The organism is Actinomycetospora flava, assembly GCF_037400335.1.
Classification (GTDB): domain Bacteria; phylum Actinomycetota; class Actinomycetes; order Mycobacteriales; family Pseudonocardiaceae; genus Actinomycetospora; species Actinomycetospora flava.
The window spans coordinates 257,963-284,561 of sequence record NZ_JBBEGM010000010.1; the positions used below are offsets into that span (position 1 = coordinate 257,963).

24 protein-coding genes are annotated in these 26,599 nt (G+C 74.3%); 17 read left to right on the forward strand and 7 right to left on the reverse strand.

Features of this window, described 5'->3' with window-relative positions:
• Positions 1-12 precede the first annotated feature (12 nt).
• Together WCD58_RS23235 and WCD58_RS23240 are read left to right on the forward strand one after the other, a co-directional pair.
• Positions 13-627: a TetR/AcrR family transcriptional regulator gene (locus tag WCD58_RS23235; protein WP_337705456.1), complete on the forward strand. Its 615-nt coding sequence runs from the start codon at positions 13-15 to the stop codon at positions 625-627.
• Positions 624-1,334, forward strand: coding sequence for a YoaK family protein (locus WCD58_RS23240; protein ID WP_337705457.1), 711 nt, complete (start codon positions 624-626; stop codon positions 1,332-1,334). The genes WCD58_RS23235 and WCD58_RS23240 overlap by 4 nt, the downstream gene beginning before the upstream one ends.
• Before the next feature lies 1 nt (position 1,335).
• Here the strand turns inward: WCD58_RS23240 and WCD58_RS23245 are convergent, their stop codons facing one another.
• On the reverse strand, positions 1,336-2,121 hold the full coding sequence (locus WCD58_RS23245; RefSeq protein ID WP_337705458.1) for an aldo/keto reductase: 786 nt from the start codon (positions 2,119-2,121) through the stop codon (positions 1,336-1,338).
• A gap of 62 nt (positions 2,122-2,183) precedes the next feature.
• Here WCD58_RS23245 and WCD58_RS23250 point away from each other — a divergent pair, with 62 nt between their 5' ends.
• The 4 genes from WCD58_RS23250 to WCD58_RS23265 all read left to right on the forward strand — a co-directional run bounded on the left by WCD58_RS23250 (position 2,184) and on the right by WCD58_RS23265 (position 5,800).
• Positions 2,184-3,005: a class I SAM-dependent methyltransferase gene (locus WCD58_RS23250; protein ID WP_337705459.1), complete on the forward strand. Its 822-nt coding sequence runs from the start codon at positions 2,184-2,186 to the stop codon at positions 3,003-3,005.
• Positions 3,006-3,212: 207 nt separating this feature from the next.
• A complete protein-coding gene (locus WCD58_RS23255; protein ID WP_337705460.1) occupies positions 3,213-3,626 on the forward strand; it encodes a hypothetical protein in 414 nt (137 codons plus the stop codon).
• A gap of 135 nt (positions 3,627-3,761) precedes the next feature.
• Positions 3,762-4,358, forward strand: a complete 597-nt coding sequence (locus tag WCD58_RS23260) for a DUF3159 domain-containing protein (RefSeq protein ID WP_337705461.1) — start codon at positions 3,762-3,764, stop codon at positions 4,356-4,358.
• Positions 4,355-5,800 carry a carotenoid oxygenase family protein gene (locus WCD58_RS23265; RefSeq protein WP_337705462.1) on the forward strand — a complete coding sequence of 482 codons (1,446 nt, stop codon included), beginning with the start codon at positions 4,355-4,357 and terminating at the stop codon, positions 5,798-5,800. The genes WCD58_RS23260 and WCD58_RS23265 overlap by 4 nt, the downstream gene beginning before the upstream one ends.
• Positions 5,801-5,868: 68 nt before the next feature.
• Here WCD58_RS23265 and katG read toward each other — a convergent pair whose 3' ends face one another.
• Positions 5,869-8,061 (reverse strand): catalase/peroxidase HPI, encoded by a 2,193-nt coding sequence (katG, locus tag WCD58_RS23270; protein WP_337705492.1) that lies wholly within the window; start codon positions 8,059-8,061, stop codon positions 5,869-5,871.
• Positions 8,062-8,448: 387 nt separating this feature from the next.
• Here katG and WCD58_RS23275 point away from each other — a divergent pair, with 387 nt between their 5' ends.
• From WCD58_RS23275 to WCD58_RS23285, 3 genes are all read left to right on the forward strand, one after another.
• Entirely contained in the window at positions 8,449-10,047 is a 1,599-nt protein-coding gene (locus tag WCD58_RS23275; protein WP_337705463.1) for an adenylate/guanylate cyclase domain-containing protein, read from the forward strand.
• A 233-nt stretch (positions 10,048-10,280) separates the two neighbouring features.
• Positions 10,281-11,549: a cytochrome P450 gene (locus WCD58_RS23280; protein ID WP_337705464.1), complete on the forward strand. Its 1,269-nt coding sequence runs from the start codon at positions 10,281-10,283 to the stop codon at positions 11,547-11,549.
• Entirely contained in the window at positions 11,546-12,157 is a 612-nt protein-coding gene (locus tag WCD58_RS23285; protein ID WP_337705465.1) for a TetR/AcrR family transcriptional regulator, read from the forward strand. Before WCD58_RS23280 ends, WCD58_RS23285 begins: the two co-directional genes overlap by 4 nt.
• A 6-nt stretch (positions 12,158-12,163) precedes the next feature.
• On the opposite strand, the gene WCD58_RS23290 is transcribed toward WCD58_RS23285, so the two are convergent.
• Both WCD58_RS23290 and WCD58_RS23295 read right to left on the reverse strand, forming a co-directional pair.
• The gene (locus WCD58_RS23290; RefSeq protein WP_337705466.1) at positions 12,164-12,553 is read right to left on the reverse strand and encodes a tautomerase family protein; all 390 of its coding nucleotides are present in this window, start codon (positions 12,551-12,553) and stop codon (positions 12,164-12,166) included.
• 211 nt (positions 12,554-12,764) lie between these two features.
• Entirely contained in the window at positions 12,765-14,525 is a 1,761-nt protein-coding gene (locus tag WCD58_RS23295; protein WP_337705467.1) for a pyruvate dehydrogenase, read from the reverse strand.
• A gap of 86 nt (positions 14,526-14,611) precedes the next feature.
• Here WCD58_RS23295 and WCD58_RS23300 point away from each other — a divergent pair, with 86 nt between their 5' ends.
• Positions 14,612-15,820 (forward strand): alpha/beta hydrolase, encoded by a 1,209-nt coding sequence (locus tag WCD58_RS23300; RefSeq protein ID WP_337705468.1) that lies wholly within the window; start codon positions 14,612-14,614, stop codon positions 15,818-15,820.
• Here the strand turns inward: WCD58_RS23300 and WCD58_RS23305 are convergent.
• On the reverse strand, positions 15,813-16,463 hold the full coding sequence (locus WCD58_RS23305; protein ID WP_337705469.1) for a TetR/AcrR family transcriptional regulator: 651 nt from the start codon (positions 16,461-16,463) through the stop codon (positions 15,813-15,815). The two genes, WCD58_RS23300 and WCD58_RS23305, sit on opposite strands and share 8 nt — an antisense overlap.
• A 102-nt stretch (positions 16,464-16,565) precedes the next feature.
• Here WCD58_RS23305 and WCD58_RS23310 point away from each other — a divergent pair, with 102 nt between their 5' ends.
• Together WCD58_RS23310 and WCD58_RS23315 are read left to right on the forward strand one after the other, a co-directional pair.
• Entirely contained in the window at positions 16,566-17,192 is a 627-nt protein-coding gene (locus WCD58_RS23310; RefSeq protein ID WP_337705470.1) for a hypothetical protein, read from the forward strand.
• Positions 17,189-18,655: a protein adenylyltransferase SelO gene (locus tag WCD58_RS23315; protein ID WP_337705471.1), complete on the forward strand. Its 1,467-nt coding sequence runs from the start codon at positions 17,189-17,191 to the stop codon at positions 18,653-18,655. Before WCD58_RS23310 ends, WCD58_RS23315 begins: the two co-directional genes overlap by 4 nt.
• On the opposite strand, the gene WCD58_RS23320 is transcribed toward WCD58_RS23315, so the two are convergent.
• The gene (locus WCD58_RS23320) at positions 18,640-20,283 is read right to left on the reverse strand and encodes an FAD-dependent monooxygenase (protein WP_337705472.1); all 1,644 of its coding nucleotides are present in this window, start codon (positions 20,281-20,283) and stop codon (positions 18,640-18,642) included. The genes WCD58_RS23315 and WCD58_RS23320 overlap by 16 nt on opposite strands.
• A gap of 210 nt (positions 20,284-20,493) precedes the next feature.
• Between WCD58_RS23320 and WCD58_RS23325 the strand changes: the two genes are divergently transcribed.
• Positions 20,494-21,588 (forward strand): LLM class flavin-dependent oxidoreductase, encoded by a 1,095-nt coding sequence (locus tag WCD58_RS23325; RefSeq protein WP_337705473.1) that lies wholly within the window; start codon positions 20,494-20,496, stop codon positions 21,586-21,588.
• Entirely contained in the window at positions 21,588-22,205 is a 618-nt protein-coding gene (locus tag WCD58_RS23330; RefSeq protein WP_337705474.1) for an FMN reductase, read from the forward strand. Before WCD58_RS23325 ends, WCD58_RS23330 begins: the two co-directional genes overlap by 1 nt.
• On the opposite strand, the gene WCD58_RS23335 is transcribed toward WCD58_RS23330, so the two are convergent.
• On the reverse strand, positions 22,202-23,926 hold the full coding sequence (locus WCD58_RS23335) for an MFS transporter (RefSeq protein WP_337705475.1): 1,725 nt from the start codon (positions 23,924-23,926) through the stop codon (positions 22,202-22,204). The genes WCD58_RS23330 and WCD58_RS23335 overlap by 4 nt on opposite strands.
• A 59-nt stretch (positions 23,927-23,985) precedes the next feature.
• Between WCD58_RS23335 and WCD58_RS23340 the strand changes: the two genes are divergently transcribed.
• The 3 genes from WCD58_RS23340 to WCD58_RS23350 are packed head-to-tail and all read left to right on the forward strand — an operon-like array spanning position 23,986 to position 26,492.
• Positions 23,986-24,648: a TetR/AcrR family transcriptional regulator gene (locus tag WCD58_RS23340; RefSeq protein ID WP_337705476.1), complete on the forward strand. Its 663-nt coding sequence runs from the start codon at positions 23,986-23,988 to the stop codon at positions 24,646-24,648.
• Positions 24,645-25,844, forward strand: a complete 1,200-nt coding sequence (locus tag WCD58_RS23345; protein ID WP_337705477.1) for a cytochrome P450 — start codon at positions 24,645-24,647, stop codon at positions 25,842-25,844. Before WCD58_RS23340 ends, WCD58_RS23345 begins: the two co-directional genes overlap by 4 nt.
• A 36-nt stretch (positions 25,845-25,880) precedes the next feature.
• On the forward strand, positions 25,881-26,492 hold the full coding sequence (locus WCD58_RS23350; protein WP_337705478.1) for a TetR/AcrR family transcriptional regulator: 612 nt from the start codon (positions 25,881-25,883) through the stop codon (positions 26,490-26,492).
• Positions 26,493-26,599 lie beyond the last annotated feature (107 nt).

A 26,599-nucleotide genomic window follows, 5' to 3' on the forward strand; every position in this document is an offset into this window, starting at 1 on the left:
TAGGCTGAGCCGATGACCGGCACCGTGCGGGACACGAAGTCCGCGCGGACCCGGCGGCGCGTGGTGGACGCGGCCGCCCACGTCCTGCTGCGCCGCGGCTACGCCGGCACGCGCCTGTCGGACGTCGCCGAGGTCGCCCAGGTGCAGGCGCCGGCGATCTACTACTACTTCTCCTCGCGCGACGAGCTGATCGACGAGGCCGTCGCCGTCGGGCTCGACCGCGCGCAGACGCTCGTGCAGGACGCGCTCGCCGAGGCCCCCGCGGACCTGCCGGCGATCGACCGGCTCGCGATCGCCGTCGCGGCGCACCTGCGCACCCTGCTCACGCACTCCGACCACGCCGCGGCGGCCGTGCGCACCGTGCCGCAGCTGCCGGAGGCGATGCGCGAGCGTCACCGCCAGGCGCAGCGCGACTACCTCGCCGTCTGGCGCGGGCTCGTCGCCGAGGTCCGCGACGACGGCGACCTCGACCCCGCGCTCGACCCGGGCACCGCGCTGATGGTGGTGCTGGGCGCGCTCAACTGGACCGCCGAGTGGTGGGACCCGGCGCGGGGCTCGCTCGAGGGCGTCATCGACGCGGCGCAGCGCCTGGTGCGCCAGGGTCTCGCCGCGGACGCGCACCCGTGACCGGCGCGCTGCGGCGCGCGCTCGTCGACGACCGCGACGGCCCGCTGCCGGCGATGCTCGTGGCGCTCACGATGCTCGCCGGCGTCGTCGACGCGACGAGCATCCTCGCGCTCGACCACGTCTTCGTCGCCGCCGTCACCGGCAACATCGTCTTCCTCGGGATCGCGCTCGCCGGCGCCGGCGGCTCGATCGTCTCGCCGGTCGTGGCGGTCGCCGGCTTCGTCGTGGGCGCGGTGATCGGGGCGCGCATCGTGCGCCGCCCCGGCAGCCACCGCGGCCTCGCGGTGCGCGACATCGCGGTGTTCAAGGCCCTCCTCGCGGTCCCGGTGACGATCGTCGTCGTGGTCGCCGCGGACCCGCTGCCCCCGGTCACGCGCCTGGTGGTGACGGCGCTGCTCGCCGCCTCGATGGGCGGCCAGCTGGCGCTGATCCGCGCGCTCAAGGTGCCCGACCTGCTCACCGCGGTGCTCACGCTGACGACGATCGGCATCCTCACCGAGCACGGCACCGGGCGCCACGACCCGTCGGTGGTCCGCCGCGGGCTCGCCCTGCTCGCGTTCGTCGCCGGCGTCGTCGCGGGCGCGCTGCTGTGCCGCCTGGTCGCGCCGGGTGCCGCGCTCGCGCTCGGGCTGGCGATCATCGTGGGCGTCGGCGTGAGCTCCCACGCCGTGGGCCGCGCCGAGGCGCCCTGGACGGCACCCCGGTAGGTCAGGGCCTGCGCCGCAGCAGCCCGAGCGCCGCCAGGTCCGCGCGCGAGAGCTCGAAGCCGGTGACGTCGAGGTTCTCGCGCAGCCGCTCGGTGCTCGACGACTTCGGGAAGACGATCAGGCCGTGCTGCAGGTGCCAGCGCAGGACGACCTGCGCGGGCGTGCGGCCGTGGCGCCGTGCGATCCGGCGCACGATCGGGTCGCGCGCGAGCTTGCCCTCGCGCAGCGGCGCCCACGACTCCGTCGCGATGCCGCGGCGCCGGTGGTAGCGCCGCATGGGGCTCTGCGGGGTCCGCGGGTTGAGCCGGATCTGGTGCACCGAGGGCACGACGGCCGTGGCGTCGACGAGACGCTCGATGCCGGCGCGGTCGAAGTTGGAGAGGCCGATCGAGCGCACCCGCCCGTCGGCCCGCAGCGACTCGAGCGCCCGCCAGGTGTCGACGTCGTCGCCGTCGCCGGGCCGGTGGACGAGGAAGAGGTCGACGTAGTCGGTGCCGAGCCGGGTGAGGCTGTCGTCCAGCGAGGCCGGTGCGGCGTCGCCGTGGAACGGGTCGTCGAGCTTGGTCGTGATCCACACGTCCTCGCGCGGGACGCCCGACGCGCGCAGCCCCTGCCCGACGCCCGCCTCGTTGCCGTAGCCCTGCGCGGTGTCGATGTGGCGGTAGCCCATCTCCAGCGCGGCGCGCACCAGCGCGGCGGTGTCGTCCGGGGGCACCTGGTAGACGCCGAGCCCGAACTGCGGGATCGCCGTGCCGTCGTTGAGCCTGAGGTTCGGGATGCCGGTCATCGATGCCGTTCCTACACCGGCGTGGATCCCGCGCCGTGGTGCAGGCCTGGGACAACGCTGGGGTGAACACCGACAGCGCGCGCTGGGTCGGCTCGATGCCCGAGGTCTACGAGCGCTGTCTCGTCGGCCCGGTCTTCGCGCCCTTCGCGACGGAGCTCGCCCGGCGCGCCGCCCGCGGTGGCCCCCGGGACGTGCTGGAGCTGGCGGCCGGCACCGGCGCGGTGACCGCGGAGCTCGTCGCCTCCTGCCCCGACGCCGCGATCACCGCGACCGACCTCAACCCGGCGATGGTGGAGCGGGCCGCACCGCGCGTGCCGGGGGCGGCGTGGCAGGTCGCCGACGCGGGACGGCTGCCGTTCCCGGACGCGGCGTTCGACCGGGTCGTGTGCGGCTTCGGCGTGATGTTCCTGCCGGACCGCCGCGCGGCCTACGCCGAGGTCGCCCGCGTCCTGCGACCCGGCGGCCGCTTCCTGTTCACGACGTGGGACACGCTCGCGACGCACGGCTTCGCCCACCCGCTCGGGCTGGCGCTCGGGCAGGTGTTCCCCGGCGACGTCCCGGCGTTCCTCGAGGCGGTCCCGCACGGCTACACCGACACCGACCGGATCGCCGACGACGTGCGCGCCGGCGGGCTCGACGTCGTCACCGTCGCGACCGTGACGCTCGAGGGCCACGCCGACGACGCCCGCCAGATCGCCGCCGGGTTCTGCACGGGCTCGCCGCTGCGCGCCGACCTCGAGCGGCGCGGCCACCTCGACGGGACGGTCGAGCGCGTCGCGACGGCGATGACCGGGATGCTCGGCCCCGGGCCGGTCACGGCCTCGATGACGGCGCACGTCGTCGAGGCCGAACGGCCCGTGTCCCCGGGACACGGGTGGTACTGAGGGGTCACGGGGACGTCGGTCCACGGCCGGTCGGAGATCACCAGGCCGAAACGCACCGTCGATCATGGACTGGGCGTGCATTTCGGACTGCTGATCTCCGAATTCGCTCGTCGGAGCCGCGACCCGCCGGAACTGGGACTCGCCCCGCGGCGCCGTACCAGGAATCATGTGACGGCGACACCGGCACGCGGCGAAGGGCGGGGGATCGTGTACGCGGATCTGCTGGCCCAGCGCGTGGTCGACCTGGTCGAGGGCGCGGCGTTCCCCCACCTCGATCCCACCTCGGTCATCAGCGTGATCGCGCTGCTGCTCGCGGGCGCCGGCTTCGTCACCGTCCGGGACTACGCCCTCGGCGGCGGCGACCGTCTGCCCCTGCTCGTCGCGGAGCCGTTCCCGCGCGTCGAGGCCTCGATCGGCATCGTGCCGGCGGTCTCGGCGTCCCCCGACTCGCCGGCCGAGGCCCTCACGGCGCGGCTCGCCCGGTACGCGCAGCACCCCGCCGTCGACGGCCTCGTCGTGGTCGGTGCCGGCGCCGGACCGGTGCCGATGCCGCGCACGGTCGGCGGTGTGCCGCTGCGGGCCGCGATCGCCACCCTGCGCACCGTCGGTCCCACTCACTGAGACAGCGACCCGTTCGGCCCAGCGGTCGCCGCGAGATCGTTACCGAGCGCGAGTCGCCGAGCCGACACAGGTCTTGAACCCCTGCGCTCCTGCTCTCATGCTGACGGAGAGTCATCATCGTCGGCAGGAGGCATCGTGCAGAAGGCCGCCATCTTCCTGGGGTTCGTGCCCTGGATCGTCTTCTCGGTGATCGCGGGTCCGAGCACGTGGATGTGGGCGGCGCTCGCGGCGTTCCTCTGCTCGCTCGTGCTCGCGGTGCCGGACTGGCGGCGGAGCCGGTCGATCAGCATCCTCGACGCCGCCGCGCTCCTGTTCTTCGCCGTGCTCGTGGTGCTCGCGCTCGTGCTCGACCGCGCGGCGCTGCAGCCGATCGAGGACCGGGCCCAGCTGCTGTCGAGCATCGTGATCGCCGTGGTGGCCCTCGGCTCGCTGGCCGTCGGCCGCCCGTTCACCGAGTTCTACGCGAAGAAGCAGGCGCCGCGGGAGGTGTGGAACACGCCGACCTTCAAGAAGGTCAACCGGGTGCTCACCGGCCTGTGGGGCGGCGTCTTCGTCCTCAACGCGCTCTGCGACGCGGCGGTGGGCTACCTCGGCGCGAGCCCGGACGTCTTCAACTGGGTCGTCCCGGTCGTCGCGATCGTGGTCGCCGTCAAGATCACCAGCTGGTACCCCGAGCACGCGGCGCGACAGGCGCGCGAGGCCCACGGTGCGCACGAAGCGAGCGCCGCATGACCACCACCGCGCCCAGCGGCCCCCCGCCCGTCGACGCCGCCCACGACCCGCACCTGTCCGGGACCTTCGAGCCGGTGATCGACGAGATCGACGCCGGCGATCTCGAGGTCACCGGCGAGCTGCCGCCCGAGATGGACGGCATGTACGTCCGCAACGGCCCCAACCCGCGCTTCACCCCGCTCGGCTCGTACATCTATCCCCTCGAGGGCGACGGGATGGTGCACGGCCTGTGGGTGTCGGGCGGCACGGCGCGGTACGCGAACCGCTTCGTGCACACGCCCATGCTGGACGCGGAGATCGGCGCCGGCCGCGCGCTGTGGGGCGGCCTGATGACCGGCTACACGCCGGGCGCGGACGAGGTCGGGCCCTCGCTCGCCGGGGTCGCGAAGGACCTGCCCGACATCAACGTCGTCCGCCACGGCGGCAGGCTGCTCGCGCTCGCGGAGTCGGCGCCGCCGTACGCGCTGACCGCGGAGCTCGCGACGATCGGGAAGGAGACCTTCGGCGGATCGCTGCCCGCCGGGCTCTGCGCCCACCCGAAGGTCGATCCGCGCACGGGCGAGATGGCGGTGTTCTGCTACGGGCTCGAGCCGCCGTACCTCACCTGGGCGATGCTGGGCCCGGACGGCGGCACACGGCGGGCGCCCACGGCCGTCCCCGGCGTCGACGAGCCCGTGATGATCCACGACATGGCGATCACCGAGCGCTTCCTCGTGCTCGTGCTCGGTCCGCTGTACTTCGACATGGCCGCCGCGATGCGCGGCGGCTCCCTGCTCGCGTGGCGTCCGGAGGACGGCACCCGCATCGCGCTGATCCCCCGCGACGGCGGCCCGGTGCGGTGGGCGCACACCGAGGCGTTCTGGAGCTGGCACAACGCCAACGCCTTCGACCTCCCCCCGACCGCCGACGGCGCAGCCGGCGGCGTCGTGCTGGACCTCGTCACGTGGTCCCGGCCGGGCGGGCTCTCGCCGGACACGAGCCCGGTCGTCGGCGGGATCTCGCGCGCCGAGATCGACCCGGTGGCGGGGTCGATCACCCGCCGGTTCCTCACCGACCCGCACGGCATGGAGTTCCCGCGCGTCGACGACCGGCTGCTGGGCCGGCCGCACGGCGTGATCGCGCTCGGGACGAAGACCGGCCGCGCGTCGCTCGCGAACGGTGAGTTCGACGCGGTGCTGTGGCTCGATCCCGCGACGGGACGCACCGAGACCTGGGACGCCGGCGACCTCTCGGTCGGCGAGCCGTGCTTCGTGCCGCGGCCCGGCGACACCGACTCCTCGCACGGCTGGTGGGTCACGTTCGCCACCGACCGCACCGACCGCTCGAGCTGGTTCGTGGTGTTCGCCGCCGCCGACCCCGCGGCCGGGCCGGTCGCCCGCGTCCGCATCCCGGTGCGGGTGCCGCTGGGTCTGCACGGCGCCTGGCTGCCGACCGAGGAGTAGGCCCCCGGAACGAGGGACGCCCCGGCTGCGACGTGCGCAGCCGGGGCGTCCCTCGTTCCGTCAGGTGATCAGTTCAGGTCGTAGCGGTCCAGCTGCATGACCTTGTCGAACGCCTTCGCGAAGTCGCGGACGAACTTCTCGGCGCCGTCCGAGGACGCGTAGACCTCGGCGATCGCGCGCAGCTCGGAGTTCGAGCCGAACACGAGGTCGTTGCGGGTGCCGGTCCAGCGGACCTCGCCGTCGGCGCCGCGGGCCTCGTAGATGCCGTCCTCCTCGGCCACGCCCGCCCACTGGGTGTTGCCGTCGAGCAGGTTGACGAAGAAGTCGTTCGTCAGCTGCCCGACGCGCTCGGTGAGCACGCCGTGCGTCGAGCCGCCGGTGTTGGCGCCGAGGACACGCAGGCCCCCGACGAGCACCGTCAGCTCCGGCGCCGACAGGTTGAGCAGGTTGGCGCGGTCGACCAGCAGGTACTCGGCGGGGAGCGCGTGGCCCTTGCCGAGGTAGTTGCGGAAGCCGTCGGCCTTCGGCTCGAGGTGGGTGAACGAGTCGACGTCGGTCCACTCGAGCGACGCGTCGGTGCGGCCCGGGGTGAACCCGACGCTGATGTCGTGGCCCGCGTCCTTCGCCGCCTTCTCCACCGCCGCGACGCCGCCGAGGACGATGAGGTCGGCCAGCGAGACCTGGGTGCCCGAGGCGTTGAACGCCTTCTGGACGTCCTCGAGGGTCGACAGCGTCCGGCGCAGCTCCTGGGGGTCGTTGACCTCCCAGTCGATCTGCGGGTCGAGACGCACGCGGGCGCCGTTGGCACCGCCGCGCTTGTCGCCGATGCGGAACGTCGACGCCGACGCCCACGCGGCCTTGACGAGCGAGGAGACGCTCGCGCCGGAGTCGAGGATCTGCTTCTTCAGGTCCGCGATCTCCGAGGAGCTGACAAGCGGGCCGTCGTGCGCGGGCACCGGGTCCTGCCAGATCAGCGTCTCGTGCGGCACCCAGGGGCCGAGGTAGCGCTGGATCGGGCCCATGTCGCGGTGGGTCAGCTTGTACCAGGCGCGGGCGAACGCGTCGGCGAACTCGTCGGGGTTCTGGTGGAACCGCTGCGAGATCTCCTTGTAGACCGGGTCGACCTTCAGGGAGACGTCGGTGACGAGCATCGTCGGCTGGCGGGTCAGCTCACCGGTCTCCGGGTCCGGCACGGTGTTGGCGCCGCCGTTGTTCACCGGGCGGTATTGCCAGGCGCCGGCCGGCGACTTGTGGAGCTCCCACTCGTAGCCGAAGAGGTTGTCGAAGTAGCCGTTGCTCCACTGCGCCGGCGTGGAGGTCCAGGTGACCTCGAGGCCGGAGGTGATGGTGTCGCGGCCCTTGCCCTTGCCGAACTTCTGGTGCCAGCCGAGGCCCTGCTCCTCGATCGACGCGCCCTCGGGCTCGGGGCCGACGTACTGGTCGGGGTCGGCCGCACCGTGGGTCTTGCCGAACGTGTGGCCACCGGCGATGAGGGCGACGGTCTCCTCGTCGTTCATCGCCATCCGGCCGAAGGTCTCGCGGATGTCGCGGGCCGCGGCCAGCGGGTCCGGGTTGCCGTCGGGGCCCTCCGGGTTGACGTAGATGAGGCCCATCTGCGACGCGCCGAGGGGCTGCTCGAGCTGGCGGTCGCCGGTGTAGCGCTGGTCGCCGCCGAGCCAGTAGTTCTCGGGGCCCCAGTAGGTCTCGTTGTCGGGCTCCCACACGTCGGGGCGGCCGCCGGCGAAGCCGAAGGTCGTGAAGCCCATGGTCTCGAGGGCGCGGTTGCCGGCGAGGATCAGCAGGTCGGCCCAGGAGACCTTCTGGCCCCACTTCTGCTTGACCGGCCACAGCAGGCGGCGCGCCTTGTCGAGGTTGCCGTTGTCCGGCCAGCTGTTGAGCGGGGCGAAGCGCTGCAGGCCCATGCCCGCGCCGCCGCGGCCGTCGGCGAGCCGGTAGGTGCCGGCCGAGTGCCACGCCAGCCGGATCATGAAGCCGCCGTAGTGGCCGAAGTCGGCGGGCCACCAGTCCTGCGAGGTGGTCAGGACGTGGTCGACGTCGGCGGCGAGCGCGTCGAGGTCGACGGTCTTGAAGGCCTCGGCGTAGTCGAAGCCCTCGTCGAGGGGGTTGGAGACCTGGGTGTGCGTGCGCAGGACACGCAGGTTGAGCTGGTTCGGCCACCAGTCGACGTTGCCGCCACCCTCGGTGGGGTGCGCGAGACGACCCGCGTGGACCGGGCAGCCACCCGCGTCCTGCGTGTTCATCTCGGTCTCGCGGGTCACGTGTTCGGACACGAGGAAGTCCTCCGGGTCACTGAGCTGTCAATGCGGTGGAGCCGGGCTCCCGGACCTGTCGAGCCCCCCGAGAGGCGGTGGGGCGGGTCCGGGCCGGCGGTGACACGGCTCGCAGTGTCGCCCCTTTTCTGGAACAGATCAAGAATCCGCGGTGAGTGAGCAACATCTGCGCGTCGTCGATCACCAGCCGACCAGCAGTGATGACGCGGCGCACACCTCGGCGCCCGCGTGCCACGCGTTCGGCGGTGTCCGCGGACGACCGTGACCACGCAGGGCAACGATCTCCGTCGGGTGGCGTCCGCCGCCCGACCCCCGGCGTATGCGGTACCGCCGGTACCGCATGGCTAGGCTCGGGGGATGACGACCGTGTCCGCGGAAGGGTCGGTCGGAGCGTCGGCCGGGGGGTCGGCGGGTGGGGCGTCGTCGGGTGGACCGGCCGACGGCCGCGGCACCGTCCACCAGGACTTCCGGCCGGCGACGAAGGCGATGGTCGGCGCGCAGGTGGTCGTGTCCAACGTCGTCGGGGCCGCCATCGTGCTCGGGCTCGCCGGGTACGTGCTGCCTACCCAGTCGCTCGTCGCCGACCTCGAGGGGGCCCTCGCCCGCAACCTCTGGGCGTTCGGCTTCTACCTCGCCGCCGCGGTGCTCGTCGGGCTCGGGTGGGGCTACGCGTGGGTGCGCGTCCCGCCGCCGCCGGCGTCCGCCGACGACGCGGATGCGTGGGCGCGCCACCGCCGCCTGGCGCGCCGGGCCGTGCTCGCCGCCCCGATGCGGATCACCGTCGTGCAGGCCGTCCCGTGGATGCTCGCCGTCCTGCTCTTCGTCACGATCAACGCCCGCTTCTCGCTCACCGTCGCCCTGACCGTCGGGTGCGTGGTGGCGCTCGGCGGCATCGCGACCGTCGCCGTCGGCTACCGGCTCTCGGAGCTGACGCTGCGCGGCGAGGTCGCCCGGGTGCTCGCCGAGGACCCGCCCCAGCGGCTCGGCGTGATCCCCGGTGTCGCGGCCCGCTCGCTCGGCGCGTGGCTGCTCGGCACCGGGGTGCCGGTGCTCGGCATCGCGCTCGCCGCGGCGGCGTCCCTGCTGTTCCGCGACTACTACACGGTCACCCGCCTCGGCGTGGTCGTGCTCGTGCTCGCGGTGGTGTCGCTGGCCGTGGGGCTCCTGCTCACCGCGCTGACGTCGACGGCGATGACGACGCCGGTGATGGCGGTCCGCGACGCCCTGCGGCGCGTGCAGGAGGGCGACCTCGACGCCCGCGTGGAGGTCTCGGACGCCACCGAGCTCGGGATGCTGCAGGCCGGCTTCAACGAGATGGCAGCCGGGCTGCGCGAGCGCGACCACGTCCGCGAGGTCTTCGGGCGCCACGTCGGGCAGGAGGTCGCGCAGGCCGCCGTCGCCGACGAGATCGAGCTGGGCGGCGAGGTGCGCGAGGTCGCCGTCGTGTTCGTCGACATCATCGGCTCCACGGAGATGGCGTTCGACCGCCCTCCCCAGGAGGTCGTCGCCGTGCTCAACGCCTTCTTCACCGAGGTCGTCGACGTGATCGAGCGCCACCGCGGCTGGATCGACAAGTTCGAGGGCGACGCGGTCCTCGCGGTGTTCGGGGCGCCCGACGACCACGCCGACCCGGCGGCCGCCGCCCTCGCCGCGGCGCGCGACCTCGCCGAGCGCCTCGAGGGCCGCGACCCCGGCGCCGGCATCGGGGTCTCCGCCGGCCCGGCCGTCGCGGGCAACATCGGCGACGCCCGCCGCTACGAGTACACGGTGATCGGCGACCCGGTGAACGAGGCCGCCCGCCTCTGCGACGTCGCCAAAGGCCTGCCCGGCCGCGTCGCCGCCTCCGACGCCGCGACCTCCCGCGCCGGCGAGTCCGAGGCGGCTCACTGGACCGAAGTCGACGTCGTGCGCCTGCGTGGCCGCCACCGCGTCACCCACGTCCACGCCCCCGGCTGACACGAGCGATGCGGCATTGCTGGCGCCTCACGCCAGAATCGCCACATCCTCGCTCGCGCGACACGCCGAGTTGCTCTGTCGGCGTGGTGCGGGGTGTTCCAGCGTGGCGGCCACGCTGACGTTCAACGTCAGGAGGGCCCCCACGATCATGAACACGGCGCCAGGCTGCACGGGGATTTCATGCACGGTGTGCATCGGTGCACGCCGTGCATCAAGTACGTACGGTCGGGCTCGTGGACGACACCACCGACACCGCGACCAGCTCCCCCACGGCGATGCGCGGCGTGATGCCCGCCGACCTCCTCGAGCGCGACGCGCGCTGCCCGTTCGACCCCGCGCCCGGGCTCGTGGCGCGCCGCGACGGCGACCCCGTGCAGCCGCTGCCGCTCGCCAACGGCGCGCGGGCGTGGCTCGTCACCGGCTTCGACGAGGCGCGCGCGGTGCTCGCCGACAGCCGCTTCTCGAACGACCGCATCCGCCACCCCGACGCGACGCAGATGACCGCCGAACAGGCGTCCTCGGGCTATTGCCCCGTCGACGTCCCGGAGCGCCAGGACGGCATGTTCATCTTCATGGACCCGCCGGAGCACACGCGGCTGCGCAGCCTGCTCACCGGCCAGTTCACGGTGCGCCGGATGCGGGCGCTCGAGTCGCGGCTGCGCGAGATCGCCGTCGAGCACATCGAGGCGATGCGGGCGGCCGGCACGTCCGCCGACCTCGTGCCCTCCTACGCGCTGCCGCTGCCGTCGCTGATGATCTGCGAGCTGCTCGGCGTCGACTACGCCGACCGCGAGACGTTCCAGCGCAACACCGCCGTCGCGCTCAGCTCGACGTCCAGCGACGAGGACCGCGCCCGCGCCGGCGGCGAGCTCTACGCGTTCATCGCCGGCCTCGTCGCCGCGAAGCGTGCCGCGCGCACCGACGACCTGCTCTCCGGCCTGGTACACGACGCCGACCCGCCGCTGACCGACGCCCAGCTGATCGACATGACGCTGGTGCTGCTCGGCGCGGGCCACGAGACCACCGCGAACAACCTCGCCCTCGGGATGTTCGCGCTGCTCGAGCGCCCCGAGCAGCTCGCCGCCCTGCGCGCCGACCCCTCGCTGATCGACGGCACCGTCGAGGAGCTGCTGCGCTACTGCTCGATCATCCAGCTCGGCGTCAGCCGCGTCGCCACCGAGGACGTCACCATCGGGGGCGTGACGATCGTCGCGGGCGAGACGGTCGTGCTCGGCACCCCCGAGACCAACCGCGACCCCCGCCACTGGGACGACCCCGACCGCCTCGACGTCCACCGCCCCCGCTCGCCGCACCTCGCGTTCGGCCACGGCATCCACCAGTGCCTCGGCCAGCAGCTCGCCCGCGCCGAGATGCGCGTGGGCGTCGAGGAGCTCGTCACCCGCTTGCCCGACCTGCGCCTGGCCGTGCCCGCCGAGGAGGTCCCGCTGCGCAACGACATGCTGATCTTCGGCGTGCACGCGCTGCCGGTGACCTGGGCATGACCACCGCCGCCCCGGACGGCCGGCGCGAGCGCAAGAAGCTCGCCACCCGCGCCGCGCTGCGCCAGGCCGCCCTGCGCCTGGCGCTGCGCGACGGCGTCGAGAACGTCACCGCCGAGCGCATCGCCGACGAGGCCGACATCGCGCGGCGCACCTTCTTCAACTACTTCTCCAGCAAGGAGGAGGCGGTGCTCGCGACGGCGGCGCTCGGCGCGGAGGCGGTCGTCGCGCGCTTCCGCGCCCGCCCGGCGGCGGAGTCGGTGCTGACCGCGCTGCGCGAGGCGGTGCTCGAGGTGATGGACCGCGACGACGTCGCCGGCCACGAGCACGTCGCCGTCCTGCGCCTCATCCGGCGCGCGCCGTCGCTGCTCCCCCAGCAGCTCTCGGTGCTCGCCGCGCAGGAGCGGGCGCTGGCGGCGGCGATCACCGAGCGGCTCGACGGCCCCGACGACGCCTACGTCCGCCTCTGCGCGACCACGGCGTTCGCGGCCCTGCGCGTCGTGCTCGACCGCTGGCTCGAGCGCGCCGACGACGCGGCGCCGCCCATCGACGTGCTGCGCGCCGAGGTCACCGACGCCTTCACGACCCTCGCCGGGGGCCTCGACCGGTAGCGCGGATCAGGCGATCGCGCCCGGGTCCTCGCTCGCCTCCGGCAGGATCACGCCGCCTTCCATGACGTTCGCGCCCGGTATCTCGACGAGGAAGAGCGCGATCTCCTCCCTGGCGTCGCCGGTGATCGCGCACCAGGCGTCGGCGAGGCCGTTCAGGAGCTTCCCGCGGGTCTCCTTCGTCCGGCCCTCGCGGATGAGGCCGACCATGCGCGGCGCGGAGGTCGGCTCCCCGGCGGTGAAGATGCTGTCCGGCGAGACCTCGGTGAACGAGCACTGCACGTACGCGCTCGGCGCGCCGGTGACCTCGCCGTGGACCTTCGTGAACGCCGCGGCGATCTCGGCCCGGTGCGCGAGCACGGCGCTGCCGGTGGGGGCGGTGAACTGGTAATAGGGCATGCCCCGTGACGGTAGCCAGTCGCGACGCCCCCGGCGACGCCTCTCCGCGCCCGCCGGTGATCGTGGGGGCTTTCCTGGCGTCTGACGTCAGCGTGGCCGCCACGCTGAGACACCCCGGACCACGCCCACCACGGCGTGTCGCGCCGGCGAGGATGTGGCGATCCTGGCGTCAGACGCCGGCAATGCCGCATCGCTGGTACGAGGGAACGGCTCAGCGCAGGGGGTGGCGCGGGACCGAGCGCAGGTTCGAGCGGGCGAGGTCGACCATCTTCCCGACGCCGCCGGCGAGCACCGTGCGCATGCCCGCGAGCGCGAAGCCGCGGACCTGCTCGGCGGTGATGTGCGGCGGGATCGACAGCGCGTTGGGGTCGGTGCGCACGTCGACCAGCGACGGGCCGCGGTGGTCGAGCGCCTCCCGCAGACCGGCGCGCAGCGAGCGGGGATCCGACACGGTGACCGCGTGCAGCCCGGCCGCGCGGGCGATCGCGCCGAGGTCGGCGGGGCCGTGGTCGGTCTGGAACGACGGGAAGCCGGCGACCATCATCTCCAGGCGGATCATGCCCAGCGAGCCGTTGTTGAAGGCGACGACGGTGAGGTCGAGGTCCTGCTCGACGGCGGTCAGCAGCTCGCCGAGCAGCATCGTCAGCCCGCCGTCCCCGGACATCGACACGACCTGACGCCCGGGCTGCGACACCGCCGCCCCGATCGCGTGCGGCAGCGCGTTGGCCATCGTCCCGTGGCGGAACGAGCCGAGGATGCGCCGACGCCCGGTCGGCGAGATGTAGCGCGCGGCCCAGACGTTGCACATGCCCGTGTCGACGGTGACGACGGCGTCGTCGTCGAGCTCGTCGTCGAGCACCGACGCGACGTACTCGGGGTGCACGGGTCGGTGGTCCTCGACGCGTTGCGTGTAGGCGTCGACGACGTGCTCGAGCGCGTCGGCGTGGTGGCGCAGCATCTCGTCGAGGAACGCGCGGTCGGTCTTCTCCTCCACGAGCGGGAGCAGCGCGCGCAGGGTCGCGCCGACGTCGCCCTCCACGCCGAGGTCGAGCACGGTCCGCCGCCCGAGGTGCCGCGCGTCGCGGTCGACCTGCACGGTGCGCGCCTGCGGCAGGAACCCGTCGTAGGGGAAGTCGGTGCCCAGCAGCACGAGCAGCTCGGCCTCGTGGCTCGCCTCGAAGCAGGCGCCGTACCCGAGCAGCCCGCTCATGCCGACGTCGTAGGGGTTGTCGTACTGGATCCACTCCTTGCCGCCCAGCGAGTGCCCGACCGGCGACTTCACCCGCTCGGCCAGCGCGAGCACCTCGTCGCGGGCCTCCCGCACCCCGGCGCCGACGAACAGCGTCACGGTGCGCGCGCCGTTGATCCGCTCGGCGAGGGCATCCACGCGGTCGGGGGCGGGCTGGACGACCGACGACGGCGCGACGAGGTCGCCCCGGCCGGTCGGGTGCGCGGCGGGCAGGGCGGTGATGTCGCCGGGCAGCACGAGCACCGACACCCCGCGGTCGGCCAGCGCGGTCTGCATCGCGATGCGCTGCAGGCGCGGCATCTGCTCCGGCCGGGAGATCAGCTCGACCCAGGAGGAGCACTCGACGAACAGGCGCTCGGGGTGCGTCTCCTGGAAGTAGTTGGTGCCGATCTGCAGCGACGGGATGTGCGACGCGATCGCGAGCACCGGCGCGCCCGAGCGGTGCGCGTCGTACAGGCCCTGGACGAGGTGCGTGTTGCCGGGCCCGCAGCTGCCGGCGCAGACGGCGAGCGTGCCGGTCAGCTGCGCCTCGGCGGCCGCGGCCAGCGCGCCGGCCTCCTCGTTGTGCACGTGGATCCAGTCGACGCCGCCCTGCTCGGCACCGCCCGAGCGGCGCACGGCGTCGACGATCGGGTTGAGGCTGTCCCCGACCAGCCCGTAGATCCGGCGGACGCCGGCCTGGATCAGGACCTCGATGAGCTGGTCGGCGACGGTGCGAGCCATGCGCGTGATCTTCTCGCCGGACACCCCTGCACGCGAGTGACAGGGCACCCGAAAGTGCGCATCACCACCCGGTGCACCCTGGGTACGTGGAGGCTGTGGCGGACCAGGACACGAACGCGCGGGGACGCGCCCCCGCCGTCGCGCTCCTCGTCGTCCTCGCCCTCGCGACCCTGTTCCTGCTCGCCGCGGCGATCACCGCGCTCGCGCCGCAGACCGACCTGTTCGGCGCCGAGCCCTCGAAGCGGATCGTGGTCGTGTGGGGCCCGCTGCTCGTGCTCCTCGGCGTCGTCGTGACCGTCGGCGCGTGGCTGGCGCGGCGCCCGAGCACGCGACGGGCCCTCACCACGACGGTCGCCGTCGCCGCGACGATCGCGACGCTCGTGCTCGCCGGGGCCGTCGGCGCCGTGGTCACCGCGACGCTGGCCGGCGGCGGCAGCGTCGACCCGTGGCGGGCGCTCACCCTCGCCGGCCCGCCCGACGGCTCGGCGCCCGACGCGCGCACCGTCTACACGACCACCCCGCAGGGCCAGGACCTCCACCTCGCGATCACGCGTCCCCGCAACGCGGCCGGCCCGGCGCCCGTGTTCGTGTGGGTGCACGGCGGCGGCTGGGCGACGGGCTCGGAGCTCGACCGCGCCGCCGACATGCGCCGCATGGCCGACGCGGGCTTCCTCGCGATCTCGGTGGAGTACACGCTCGCCGAGCCGGGCCGCCCGACCTGGGACGTCGCGGGTCCGCAGGTCGCCTGCGCGCTCGCGCAGGTCGCCGAGCACGCGGCCGAGCAGGGCGGCGACCCGCGCCGGATCGTGCTGGGCGGCGACTCCGCGGGCGGCCAGCTCGCGGTCTCCGTCGGCTACCGCGCCGCGGCCGGCACCCAGCCCTCGGCGTGCAGCTCGCCCGTCCCGGTGCCCCGGCCGGCGGCGATCGCGACGATCTATCCCGCCGTCGACCTCGCGGACACCTGGCGCCGCGGGCAGGGCGCCCAGCGCTTCGCCGTCGGCTACACCGGTGGCACGCCCGACGAGATGCCCGACCGCTACCGCGCCGTCACGGGTGTCGACGCCCTGGGCCCCGGCGCGCCGCCGACGTTCGCGGTCGTACCGGCCCGCGACCACCTCGTCCCGCCGGAGGGCGCGACCCGGTTCCTCGAGGCCGCCCGCGCCGCCGGGGCGGACACCGCGCAGGTCGACATCCCCTTCGCCGACCACGCCTTCGACACCGGCCCGGACGGCTCGCTCGGGCACCAGGCCGCGTTCTCGACGCTCGAGCACTGGGTGACCACGCAGGTCAGGTGACCGCCTCGCCGATCACCCCGTGGGTGGCCGCCCGCACCGCCTCGGTGAGCCGGGCGACCACGTCCTCGCCGGTGATCGCGACCCCCTCGGCGAGCGCCACCGCGTAGTCCTCGGTGGTGATGCGCAGGGCGGCGCCGAGCGTGGCGGCCTGGACGCGCACGGCGAGCTCGTCGGGTGCGCGGCCGAGACGGTCGGCGATCACCTCGGCGAGCACGGCCTCGGTGCGCTCGTGCACCACCAGCCAGATCGCGCGGAACGCCGGCTCGGTGCGGGACATGGCGATCACCGCGAGCGCGGCCTCGTCGTCACCCGGCGACGCGGGCGCCGACACGCGGGCGTCGGCGACCATGTGGTCCTCGAGCGAGCGCTCGCGCGGCCAGCGGCGCAGCATCGCGACGAAGGCGTCGGCGGACTGCGAGAGCAGCGGCTCGACGCAGCTCTCCTTGCTGCGGAAGTAGCGCCACAGGGTGCGCACCGACACCCCCACGCCCTCCGCGATCTGCTCACCGCTGGTGGCCGCGAGGCCCTGCGCACGGAAGAGCCGCACGGCCTCGCGGGAGATCTCCAGGCGCTGCTGGCCGCGGCGCCGGTCGCTCATCGGCCGTCGCCCGCGGGGGGCACGCGTCGCCTCCGGGACCGTCATGGCCGGTGAGGTTAGTCGCTCGGGCCCGAATTGGTGTCATCGAGTGTCATGAAGTGTGCACCCGGGCGCTGCCCGTGCGGGGGTGAGCGGGTAGCCCCGGGCATGGACCGCTTCGAGGGCTGGATCGCCGGCGTCGGCACGGCGGGCGGGCTGCGCGCCGTGGTGGGGCACTGGCCGTCCTCGCCACTCGGGGCGTTCACCGACGTCATGGTCGAACGCCCCGACGGCCGCCGCATCCTGCTCGCACCCGACGAGGACGTCGCGGACTTCGTGGGCGCCACGTACACGTTCGACGAGACGCGCCTGGGCCCGGTGAGCCACGTCGCCGGCATCGGCGAGCACCGCGTCACCACCGCCGACCTCGAGCTGACCCTGCGGGTCGGCAGGCGCCCGCCGCTGGGGTGGCTGCTGCGCGCGGTCCCGCGCCCGCTCGCGACCGCACCCGCGTGGATCGCCGCGATCGACGCCGTGGCCCGGCGCGTGCTGCCCGGCGTGCGCACGGTCGGCAGCGCGGGCGGCGGGCGCCGCGAGTACTACGGGGCGCGGGACCTGCACCGGGTCACCGCCGCCTCCGTGCGCTGGGAGGGCGCCGACCAGGGCCCGCTCGCGCCGGTGTCGCCGCCGGTCCGCTTCGGGTTCGGGTCGACCCCGCGCAGCCCCTCGCTGGTCCGCATCACGACGCTGATCAGGCATACGTCCCCGAACACACGGTTAGCCTCGGACACATGACCGTCGCCGCGTCGCCCGTCACCCTCGACGACTGGTTCGTCCGGGACCTCGGGGGCCTCTACCAGCCGTGGCAGGCCGCGCCCGCCCCGTCGCCGGAGCTGGTCGCCCTCAACGACGAGCTGGCCGGCGAGCTCGGCCTGGACGCCGAGGCGCTGCGCAGGCCCGAGGGTGTCGCCGTGCTCGCCGGCGCGGCGGTGCCCGCGGGCGCCACCCCGGTCGCCATGGCCTACGCCGGCCACCAGTTCGGCAACTACTCACCCCGCCTCGGCGACGGGCGCGCGCTGCTGCTCGGCGAGATCACCGGCACCGACGGACGCCGCCGCGACCTGCACCTCAAGGGCTCGGGCCGCACGCCGTTCGCCCGCGGCGGCGACGGGCTGGCGACGCTCGGTCCGATGCTGCGCGAGTACGTCGTCGGGGAGGCGATGCACGCGCTGGGCATCCCGACCACGCGCGCCCTGTCCGTCGTCACCACCGGCGAGCGGGTGATGCGCGAGCGCCCGCTGCCCGGCGCCGTCCTCGCCCGCGTCGCGTCCAGCCACCTGCGCGTCGGCACGTTCCAGTACGCGGCGGCCACCGGCGACGCCGACGTGCTGCGCCGGCTCACCGAGCACGCGATCGCGCGCCACCACCCGGAGGCCGCCGAGGCCGAGCGGCCGGCGCTCGCCCTGCTCGAGGCGGTCGTCGAGGCGCAGGCGGCGCTCGTCGCGCAGTGGATGGACGTCGGCTTCGTGCACGGCGTCATGAACACCGACAACATGACGATCTCCGGCGAGACCATCGACTACGGGCCCTGCGCCTTCCTCGACGCCTACGACCCGTCGACGGTGTTCAGCTCGATCGACCACGGCGGCCGCTACGCGTACGGCAACCAGCCGCAGGCCGCGCAGTGGAACCTCGCCCGGTTCGCGGAGTCGCTGCTGGGCCTCATCGAGGACGACCCGGAGGACGCGATCCCGGCGGCCACCGAGGTCGTGTCGTCGTTCGCAGAGCGCTTCGGCCGGCACCGCTCGGCGGGGCTGCACGCGAAGCTCGGCCTCACCGGTGACCACCGGGAGCTCGTCGAGGAGCTCGTCGCGCTCATGGCCGAGCAGAAGCCGGACCACACCCGCTTCTTCCGCGGCCTGTCGAGCGCCGCGCGGGGCGACGCGTCCCCGGTGCTCGACCTCGTCGTCGACCGCGAGGCCGTCGACGCGTGGCTCGCGCGCTGGCGGTCGGCGCTGGAGCAGCAGGACCGCCCGGCCGGGGAGTCCGCCGACGCGATGGACCGCGTCAACCCCGTCTACGTGCCGCGCAACCACCACGTCGAGGCGGCCCTGGACGCCGCGGTCGCCGGGGACCCCGCGCCGTTCCACCGGCTCGTCGACGTCGTCTCGCGTCCCTACGAGGAGCGGGCGGGTCTCGAGGACTACGCGAAGGGCGACCCGTCGGCCACGGGGTACGTCACCTACTGCGGCACCTGATCGGCCGCCCCCACCAGCGACTGCAGGTACGCCGCGAACTCGGCGGTGACGATCGGGCGCGCGGTCCAGCCGACGTAGCCGTCGGGGCGCACGAGCACCGCGTCGCCGCCGCCCATCCCGTACACGGCGGCGAGGTCGCCGACGCTGTCGACGAGGCACGGCTCGCCGGCGTCGGCGAGCACGGCGCCCAGGTCCGGGCCGACGACCACGTGCACGCGCAGCGGCAGCGGCACGGTGGCGGCGTGGACCCGAGCGGCGTTCACCTCGGCGATCTGGGCGACGTCGTCGACGTAGACGAGCAGGGCGTGCTCGGTGGCCGCGAGCACGGCGTGCAGCCGGATGGGGTCGGTCACCGCCGGGCGCCGCAGCCCGCGGGCGTCGGGCGCGCGGTCGCCGGGCGCGACCCCGAGGGTCTCGCCGACCGACGCGACGATCGGGCTGTCGGAGTAGTTCACGAGCAGCTGCGCCTCGCGCCGCAGCATGGCCGCCGGCTCCTCGGCGTCGAAGCCCTCGCGGGCGTGGCGGGTGGTGCGGCCGACGACCTCCTCGCCGACCGGGTGGCGCTCGACGTGGTAGCTCTCGAGCAGGCCGGGCGCGGCGACGCCGTCGAGGACGAGCGCGAGCTTCCACGCGAGGTTGACGGCGTCCTGGATGCCGGTGTTCATGCCCTGCCCGCCGGTCGGCGGGTGGATGTGCGCGGCGTCGCCGGCGATGAAGACGCGCCCGTCGGAGTAGCGGTCGGCGAGCCGGTGGCTGATGCGGAACACCGACGACCAGCGCAGGTCGGACACGGTCGTCCGCTGCGGGGCGAGGCGGTCGACGACGGCCTGGAGGTGGTGCAGCTCCGGGGCGTGGCCGCCCTCGAACCCGTGGGCGACGCCGCCGGCGGCGCGGGTCGAGAGCTCGGGCGGCGCGAGCATCGAGACCCGGTAGCGCCCGGCGCCGGGCAGGGGGATCGCGACGAGGATGTCGTCGGGGCCGTCGGGCTGCGCGCGCGTGCAGCGGACGCCGTAGCCCGCGGGCATCGCCCAGTCCAGGACGACGTCGCCGAGCATGTACTCCTCGTCGAAGGCGTCGCCCTCGAACTGCAGGCCGAGGCCCTTGCGGACCACGCTGTGGGCGCCGTCCGCGCCGACGAGGTACGACGTCCGCACCGTCTCCTCGCCGGCGGGCGTGCGCAGCCGCACCGTCACCCCGTCGGCGTCCTGCTCGAAGCCGACGAGCTCCGTCGCGCGCTCGACCGATCCTCCGTGCCGGCGCAGCTCCTCGGCGAGCAGGCGCTCGGTCGTGTACTGCGGCAGGGCGGTGAACCCGAAGGGCACGTCCGGGGGCAGCGCGAGCTCGGTGCGCGCGACCGCCGCGCCGTCGCGGTAGACGACGTTGCCGCGCATCGTGCGCACCTCGTCGAGCGCCGCGGTGAGCATGCCGCTGCGCTCCCAGTGCTCCAGGGTGCGCGGCTGGAGCCCGACGGCCTTGGCGTAGCCCCGCGGCGCGGCGAGCTTCTCGACCACCCGCGCCCGCACCCCGCGCCGCGCGAGCTCGACCGCGGCGGTCAGGCCGACGGGCCCGGCGCCGACGACGACCACATCGACGCTGATCTCGACGCTGACGCCCACGTCCACGCCCACGGCACGCTCCCGTCCGTCACCCGACGTACTCGCGATACCCCGACTACTGGACCGAACGTGGTGTCAGCGCGGCCCCTGTTGACGGTGAGTACACAGCACAGGCCGGACGACAGTCAACGAGATCCTCCGGCGCCGGCGCGGAATAGTTGACACGTCCACCACTGTTCGGCAGAGTGCAAGTTGAAACGTCAACGAATGGAGCGCAGGGCCATGCAGTTCGGTGTCTTCTCGGTCAGCGACATCACCCCCGACCCGACCACCGGCGGCGCCCCCACCGAGGCCGAGCGGCTCGCGGCGGTCCTGCGGATCGCGGAGAAGACGGAGGAGGTCGGCCTCGACGTCTTCGCCCTCGGCGAGCACCACAACCCGCCGTTCTTCTCGTCCTCCCCGACGACGACCCTCGGCTACCTCGCGGGCCGCACCCAGCGGCTGCAGCTGTCGACGGCGACGACGCTCATCACCACGAACGACCCGGTGAAGATCGCCGAGGACTACGCGATGCTGCAGCACCTCGCGGGCGGCCGCGTCGACCTCACGCTGGGCCGCGGCAACACCGGCCCCGTCTACCCGTGGTTCGGGCAGGACATCCGCGCCGGCATCCCGCTCGCGGTCGAGAACTACGCGCTGCTGCGGCGGCTGTGGGACGAGGACGTGGTCGACTGGGAGGGGAAGTTCCGCACCCCGCTGCAGGGCTTCACCTCGACGCCGCGCCCGCTGGACGGCGTCGCGCCGTTCGTGTGGCACGGCTCGATCCGCAGCCCCGAGATCGCCGAGCAGGCCGCGTACTACGGCGACGGCTTCTTCCACAACCACATCTTCTGGCCCGCCGACCACACCCGGCGCATGGTCGACTTCTACCGCCGCCGCTTCGAGCACTACGGCCACGGCGACGCCGACCAGGCGATCGTCGGCCTCGGCGGCCAGGTGTTCATGCGGAAGAACTCGCAGGACGCCGTGCGCGAGTTCCGGCCCTACTTCGACGAGGCCCCGGTCTACGGGCACGGCCCGTCGCTGGAGGACTTCACCCGCGAGACGCCGCTGACCGTCGGCAGCCCGCAGCAGGTCATCGACCGGACGCTGGGCTTCCGCGACTACGTCGGCGACTACCAGCGCCAGCTGTTCCTCATCGACCACGCCGGCCTGCCGCTCAAGACCGTCCTCGAGCAGCTCGACATCCTCGGCGAGGAGGTCGTGCCGGTGCTGCGCAAGGAGTTCGCCGCGGGCCGTCCCGCGCACGTGCCGGACGCGCCGACGCACGAGTCGCTGGTGGCAGCACAGCTGACGAAGCAGGAGGTCACCGTCTGATGAGCACCCGCACCCTCGCGGTCGTCAGCGCCGGCCTCTCGGTGCCGTCGTCGACCCGGCTGCTCGCCGACCGCCTCACCGACGCCACGGTGACCGCCCTCGGCGAGCGCGGGGTCGAGGCCCGGCCCGAGGTGATCGAGCTGCGCGACCACGCCCGCGACCTCGCCGACCACCTCGTCACCGGCTTCCCGAACGCCGCGCTGCGCCCGGTGCTCGACACCGTCGCCGGCGCGGACGGGCTGATCGCCGTGACGCCGATCTTCTCGGCGTCCTACAGCGGCCTGTTCAAGACGTTCGCCGACGTCCTCGACCGCCCAGATCTTGGCAGCAACGCGCTGGCGGGCACCCCGGTACTGCTCGGCGCGACGGCGGGCACCGCGCGCCACCAGCTCGCGCTGGACCACGCGATGCGCCCGCTGTTCGCGTACCTGCACGCGACGGTCGTGCCGACCGGGGTGTTCGCGGCGTCGGAGGACTGGGGGGCGACCCCGGAGCTGGCCGAGCGCATCACCCGCGCGGCGGGCGAACTCGCCGACCTCGTGGCCGCGCGCCCGGCGGGCCATGTCGCCGACCCGTTCGCCGCCGCGGTGCCGTTCGAGCAGCTCCTGAAGGGCTAGACCCGGACCGGGGCGGGCGCATCCCGCTCGCCCCGGGTCCGTGCCACCAGGTCGACGTCGCGCTCCACGCCGTCGGTGCCGGTCAGCGGCTCGGCCTGCGCGATCCCGGACCACTGCACGACCAGCAGGTGCGCCCGCCCGGTGCCGGTGCGCCGCACCGCGAACGCCCCGTCCTCACCGGCGCGAACCGTCCCGAGCTGGTGGCCGTCGGTGCTGACCACGGTGAGCACCGCGCCGGCGGCCGGCCCGTCGCGGTGGCGGACCACGCCTCGCACCAGGGCGGGCGCGTCGGGCTCGTCAGGCTCGTCAGGGGTACTGATCGGCTCCGTCGTGCGCGCCACCGGCCGCTGCGGCGGGATGGCGGCCACGATGGCCACCGCGACCACGGCCGCCCCGGCGCCGAGCAGCATGACCAGCACGAACGCCGCCTCGGTGGGCACGCCCGCCGCGGAGACGAGCGACGCCAGCAGCACGCCGGCGACCGCGCTCGCGACCGAGGTGCCGAGCGCGCGCATGAGGTTGTTGAGGCTGTTCGCCGCCGCCGTCTGCTCGACCGGCACCGCGGCCATGATCAGCGAGGGCATCGCCCCGTAGCCGAGCCCGATGCCGCAGGCGATGACGATCGAGCTGATCACCAGCTCCCACACCGAGGAGTGGAACACCGCGCCGACGCCGTAGCCGACGGCCACGACGAACGCGCCGAGCATGAGGGTGGTGCGCGGGCCGGACGCGGCGCTGATGCGCGCCGACACCGGCGACATCGCCATCATGCAGAGCCCGCCGGGGGCGAGGACCAGGCCCGCGACGAGGATCGACTGCCCGAGCCCGTAGCCGGTCGCCACGGGCAGCTGCAGCAGCTGCGGGTAGACCAGCGACATCGCGAACATCGAGAAGCCCATGACGATGGACGCGGTGTTGGTCAGCAGCACCTGGCGGCGGCGGCTGACCCGCAGGTCGACCAGCGGCTGGCGTGTCCGCAGCTCCCACCACGCCCACAGCAGCAGCACGACGGCCGCGACGACGAACAGCGTCACCGTCGTCGCGCTGCCCCAGCCCCAGGTGCCGCCCTTCGACACCGCGAGCAGCAGGCTCACCAGCGCGATCGCGAGCCCGACCGCGCCGACCAGGTCGAACCGCCCGCCCGCGCGCTGCGCCGACTCCGGCACGAGCGCGAGCACCCCGACCAGCACGACGGCCCCGAGCCCGCCGGCGGCCCAGAACAGCACGTGCCAGTCGGCGGTCTGCGCGATCAGGGCCGCCAGCGGCAGGCCCAGCGCGCCGCCCACGCCCAGCGAGGCGCTCATCAGCGCGGTGGCGGACCCGAGGCGCTCGGGCGGGAGCTCGTCGCGCATGAGGCTGATGCCCAGCGGGATCACGCCGGTCGCGAGGCCCTGCAGCGCCCGCCCGACGATCAGCGGGATCAGCGACGTCGACAGCGCCGCGACCACCGAGCCGACGATGAGCATCGCGATGCAGACGAGCAGCATCCGCCGCTTGCCCACCATGTCGGCCAGGCGCCCGACGATCGGCACGGCCACCGCCGCGGTCAGCAGCGTCGCGGTGACGATCCACGCGGTGTCGGCCGCCGGGGCCCCGAGCAGCCGCGGGAACTGCGGCACGAGCGGCACCACGAGCGTCTGCTGCAGCGAGACGGTGATGCCGGCCAGCGCGAGCACCGGGACGAACGCCGGCGTGCTGCGCGCCGCCTGGGGTGAGGTCACCACGACAATCTAAATCAGGCGATTGACATCGGCGAGGGTGGGATCGTTCACTCGTCGCCGTGCCCGCCAAGGCCCGGACCGACCGCAACGCCGTCACCCGTGAGCGCATCCTCGTCGCCGCGGAGCGGCTCTTCGCCGAGCACGGCGTCCACGAGGTGTCCAACCGCCAGGTCGCGGAGGCCGCGGGCCAGGGCAACACCGCGGTCGTCGGCTACCACTTCGGCACCAAGACCGACCTCGTGCGCGCCATCGTGCGCAGACACAGCGACGCCATCGAGCGCTCCCGCGGGCAGATGGTCGCCCGCGTCGAGGGCAGCGACGACCTGCGCGACTGGCTCGAGTGCCTCGTGCGCCCGACCTTCGACCACCTCGGCTCGCTGGGCGCGCCGACCTGGTACGCCCGCTTCGGCGCGCAGGTGATGACCGACCCGGCCCTGCGCGCGATCATCGTCGACGAGCACCTCGACTCACCGGTCCTGGTGCGGATCCTCGACGGCCTGCGCGCCTGCCTGCCGAGCCTGCCCCCCGCGGTGTCCCGCGAGCGCGGCGACATCGCCCGCCACCTGCTCGTCGACGTCCCCGCCGAGCGCGAGCGCGCGCTCGCCGAGGGCACCGCCACGGCCCGCGCCACCTGGGCCGACGCCGCCACCGGCCTCGTCGACGTGCTCGTCGGCGTCTGGCTCGCCCCCGTCACCCCCACCACGGATCAGGAGCACACGTGACCCCTCCCCCGGCCACCGCCCTCGACCTGCGTCGCACCGGCTTCGGCCCGGCGCCCGACGCGGAGGCGGTGCGCGACGGCGCGGGCATCGCACGGGTGCCCACGCCGTTCGGCCCGCCCGCGTGGCTGCTCACGCGCCAGGCCGACGTGCGCCGGATGCTGGGCGACGCCGACACGTTCGCCAACGGCTGGACCCCCGAGGACCTCGCCGGCGACGTGCGGCGGGACCCGCGCCAGCTCTCCGGCGACCGCAGCGGCAACCTGCTCTCCCTCGACCCGCCCGAGCACACCCGGTTGCGCCGCCTGCTCGCCGGCGAGTTCACCGTGCGCCGCATGCGCCGCCTCGAGCCGCGCATCACTGAGATCGTCGACGACCACCTCGACGCCCTCGAACGCTCCGGGGCGCCGGCCGACCTGGTGTCGCAGTACGCGCTGCCGATCCCGTCGCTGGTGATCTGCGAGCTGCTGGGCGTGCCGCCGGGCGACCAGGACGAGTTCCAGGCGCGCACCAGCGCCCAGCTCGACGCCGGCCTGTCCGACGACCGCCGCGTCGCCCTCGCGGCCGAGGCCCTCGCCTACATGCAGGGCCTCGTCGCCCGCGCCCGTCGGGACCCCGGCGAGGACCTCATCGGGATGCTCCTGCGCGAGCACGACGACGACCTCACGAACGACGAGCTGGTCGGCATCGCGAACCTGCTGCTCGTCGCCGGGCACGAGACCACCGCGAACATGCTGGGCCTCGGCACGCTCGCCCTGCTGCGCCACCCCGAGGCGCTCGCCCGTGTCCGCGACGACGAGGACGCGGTGGCGCCCGCCGTCGAGGAGCTGATGCGCTGGCTGTCGATCGTCAGCAGCGGCTCGCCGCGCCTGGCCCTGCGCGACGTCGAGATCGAGGGCGTGACGATCCGGCGCGGCGACCTCGTGGTGTTCAACCTGCCCACCGCGAACCGTGACCCGGCCGTCGTCGACGAGCCCGAGCGCTTCGACATCACCCGCGACGGCCCGCCCCACGTCGCCTTCGGGCACGGCGTGCACCACTGCCTGGGCGCCCCGCTGGCGCGCATGGAGATGCGGATCGCGTTCCCGGCCCTGCTGCGCCGTTTCCCGACGCTGCACCTCGCGATCGCCGACGACGAGGTGGACTTCGCGACCCAGCACGCGATCCACGGGCTGGAGCGGTTGCCGGTCGCGTGGTGAGCGTTGCTTGTCGCCCGGCAAGCTAGGGTCGGAGGGGTGAGTGCCGCACCCCGTCGCCGCACCCAGGCCGAGCGCCGCGAGCACACCGAGACCGCGCTCGTCGCCGCCGCGGCCGAGATCGTCGTCGAGTCCGGTGTCCGGGCGCTCACGCTGGCCCGCGTCGGGGAGCGCGCCGGCTACAGCCGCGGCATCGTCACCCACCACTTCGGCTCCAAGCAGGGCCTCGTCGACACGCTCGCGAGCACCATCCAGGGCGGCTTCGTGCCCGGGATCGACGAGATGGCGCCGGGGTTCGAGCGCCTGCTCGCCCTCGTCGACGGCTACCTGCACGCGCTCACCACGCTCGGCACCGCCAACCGCGCGTTCCTGCTGCTCTGGGCCGAGGCGGCGTCGGCCAGCGAGCTCGCCGACACGTTCCGGGAACGCGACCGCGGTTTCCGCGCCGACCTCCGCGTGGACATCGACGCGGCCCTCGACGCCGGGGAGATCCGCGTCGACGCCGACCCCGAGGCGGTCGCCGTCGCGATCGTCGGCCAGCTCCGCGGCATCGGCATGCAGCGCCTCGTCGACCCCGAGGGCGTCGACACCGACGCCCTGCGCCGCGACGTCACCGAGCAGTGGCGCCGGGCGCTGCGCCCCGACGGCTGAGCCGCCGTCCGCCCGGAATCCGCGCGCGGGTGGCCACGGAGCGCACGGGGTCCGTGTGATCACTGGTGGGCAACCGGTTCTGTGTCAGGCTCGGGACAGCGCACGCG

What these genes read in the sequence shown, in the direction of transcription:
- WCD58_RS23245 (WP_337705458.1), bottom strand. Translation starts at nt 2,121, where the DNA reads ATGACCGGCATCCCGAACCTCAGGCTCAACGACGGCACGGCGATCCCG.
- WCD58_RS23275 (WP_337705463.1), top strand. Translation starts at nt 8,449, where the DNA reads ATGACGACCGTGTCCGCGGAAGGGTCGGTCGGAGCGTCGGCCGGGGGG.
- WCD58_RS23305 (WP_337705469.1), bottom strand. Translation starts at nt 16,463, where the DNA reads ATGACGGTCCCGGAGGCGACGCGTGCCCCCCGCGGGCGACGGCCGATG.
- WCD58_RS23290 (WP_337705466.1), bottom strand. Translation starts at nt 12,553, where the DNA reads ATGCCCTATTACCAGTTCACCGCCCCCACCGGCAGCGCCGTGCTCGCG.
- katG (WP_337705492.1), bottom strand. Translation starts at nt 8,061, where the DNA reads ATGAACACGCAGGACGCGGGTGGCTGCCCGGTCCACGCGGGTCGTCTC.
- WCD58_RS23310 (WP_337705470.1), top strand. Translation starts at nt 16,566, where the DNA reads ATGGACCGCTTCGAGGGCTGGATCGCCGGCGTCGGCACGGCGGGCGGG.
- WCD58_RS23235 (WP_337705456.1), top strand. Translation starts at nt 13, where the DNA reads ATGACCGGCACCGTGCGGGACACGAAGTCCGCGCGGACCCGGCGGCGC.
- WCD58_RS23315 (WP_337705471.1), top strand. Translation starts at nt 17,189, where the DNA reads ATGACCGTCGCCGCGTCGCCCGTCACCCTCGACGACTGGTTCGTCCGG.
- WCD58_RS23325 (WP_337705473.1), top strand. Translation starts at nt 20,494, where the DNA reads ATGCAGTTCGGTGTCTTCTCGGTCAGCGACATCACCCCCGACCCGACC.
- WCD58_RS23295 (WP_337705467.1), bottom strand. Translation starts at nt 14,525, where the DNA reads ATGGCTCGCACCGTCGCCGACCAGCTCATCGAGGTCCTGATCCAGGCC.
- WCD58_RS23330 (WP_337705474.1), top strand. Translation starts at nt 21,588, where the DNA reads ATGAGCACCCGCACCCTCGCGGTCGTCAGCGCCGGCCTCTCGGTGCCG.
- WCD58_RS23285 (WP_337705465.1), top strand. Translation starts at nt 11,546, where the DNA reads ATGACCACCGCCGCCCCGGACGGCCGGCGCGAGCGCAAGAAGCTCGCC.
- WCD58_RS23265 (WP_337705462.1), top strand. Translation starts at nt 4,355, where the DNA reads ATGACCACCACCGCGCCCAGCGGCCCCCCGCCCGTCGACGCCGCCCAC.